Here is a 1,798-nt window from a genome sequence, read left to right on the forward strand (position 1 = left end):
AGCGTATAAGAATTTCCTTTTTCAAAATCCCCTCTTCTGCCCATCCCTACTGAGGAGGCGCGGGGTAGAGAGGGGCTGAGGAAGGTGAAGACCCGCTGGCTTCGGCTGCCCGCACGTGGTACAGACATGCGCTATGGCAACCACAATCCAGCGGGTCGACAAAGATACCTTCAAGCAGATCTTCCGCGAGCACTGGGAGCCCTTCCAGCAGAGCCATCCGCGGTACCAGGATCGTCATGTGCAGGCCGTCATCGACAAAATGCTCGGCTGTGGCACTCTGGAGGCGGGCTATACGACGTATCTGTGCCCACATTGCCTGGAAGAGAAACGCGTGGCGTTCAGTTGCAAGAGCAGCTTCTGCCTCTCCTGCTGCAAAGTGTATGTGGATGAGTGGGTAGCCCACATCGGGCGGACGCTCTACGAGGGGGTCGCGTATCGCCACGTGGTGTTGACCATGCCTGATGCCTTGCACCTCGAGTTTTATCGGGATCGCTCGCTGTTAGCCGAGCTGATGCAGTGCGGGGTCACGATGCTGCGTGATGCGCTGTCGTGGTTCACGAAGGTGAAGCTAGAGGCGGGCTACGTGGTGGTGCTGGAGACGGCGGGGCGCTCGGGGCATTGGAACCCGCATCGGCATATCCTGATGACCTCGGGCGGGATGCCCCCACAGCAGCAGTGGCGGGAGGTGGACTACTTCCCCTTCACGGTGTTGCACAAGAAGTGGCAGTATCACCTCTTCACGCTGCTGAAGCAGCGGGTGGGCACACGCGCGATTAAAGCCAAGATCGACGCTTTGTGGCGCAAGTCTCCCCGAGGCCTCGTCGCCTACTTGGAAGAGGGCAAGGTCCCGGCTGGCGGCGAGGGGTTAGCATACTATTTGGCGAAATACGTCGTCAGCCCCCCGATCTCCCTCCGACGCATCCTGAGCTACGACGGGCAGCGGGTGTGGTATGGGTACAACGATCACAAGACCAAGCAACGGCAAGAGGAAGAGGTCTCGGCGCTGACGTTCATCGGTCGGATGGTCCAACATATTCTGCCGAAAGGGTTCCATCGTCTTCGTTATGATGGGCTGCATGCCACGTGCAAAGTCAAGAAGGTGAAGGGGTTACTCACTATGTTGATGGTGGCACTGGGTCGGCTGATCAAGGGGACCTATCGCATCGTGGCGCAGAAGACCTATCGCGAGCGCGTGCTGGCCAGTACGGGGCGTGATCCGTTACGGTGTGTGCGGTGCGGCGGGGAGATGCTGCTCTGGCAGGTGTGGCATCCGCGCTACGGCGTTGTCTATGACGAGCTGCAGGCGATCAAGCGTGGGCGGTATGGTCCGTGTCGAGGAAGCCCCCCAAGCGCTGGAGCGGACGGGGATGGGACAAAGGCCCTGACACAGCTAGCGCTGGCAGAATTGGGGGTGTGAGGACGCCGTTGGGGAAGCGTCTGGCACAGAGGTGAGAAGAGTCCGCCCAGAGGGCGCTAAGTTCATATTGCGCTCCGCGGCAAGGAGGTGACGTGTTATGAAACGGTCGAGGGCTTGGAAGTCCGGGGGACCAGGCACCGGCTCTACCTGTTACGAGAGTACCGGCGCTGGCAGAATCGCTACTGGTGGAATGGGGGGCAGGAGATCCCGGAGGACTTACGCTTTGAGCGGTATACGCCCCCGGTGTGTCCGTGGATTGCTGTCGCATAATGACAATGACCCGCTACAGTCTCATTGTAAAATCGTACGAGTCGTTCGGTGCGGTCCGGCTCGGCGAAGATCCAGGTACGAAAGCGCTCTTTGATCGCTTTCTGCTTGTCG

2 protein-coding genes are annotated in these 1,798 nt (G+C 59.8%); one reads left to right on the forward strand and one right to left on the reverse strand.

The features are described 5' to 3' along the window. The first annotated feature begins 133 nt into the window (after positions 1-133). A complete protein-coding gene (locus tag VJ369_RS17215) occupies positions 134-1,417 on the forward strand; it encodes an IS91 family transposase (RefSeq protein ID WP_324093220.1) in 1,284 nt (427 codons plus the stop codon). 179 nt (positions 1,418-1,596) lie between these two features. Here the strand turns inward: VJ369_RS17215 and VJ369_RS17220 are convergent. Then, a partial coding sequence (locus tag VJ369_RS17220; protein ID WP_324093221.1) for a hypothetical protein occupies positions 1,597-1,798 on the reverse strand: 202 nt, incomplete at its 5' end.

It is taken from the genome of Glutamicibacter sp., from assembly GCF_035257265.1.
Classification (GTDB): Bacteria; Actinomycetota; Actinomycetes; order Actinomycetales; family Micrococcaceae; genus Glutamicibacter.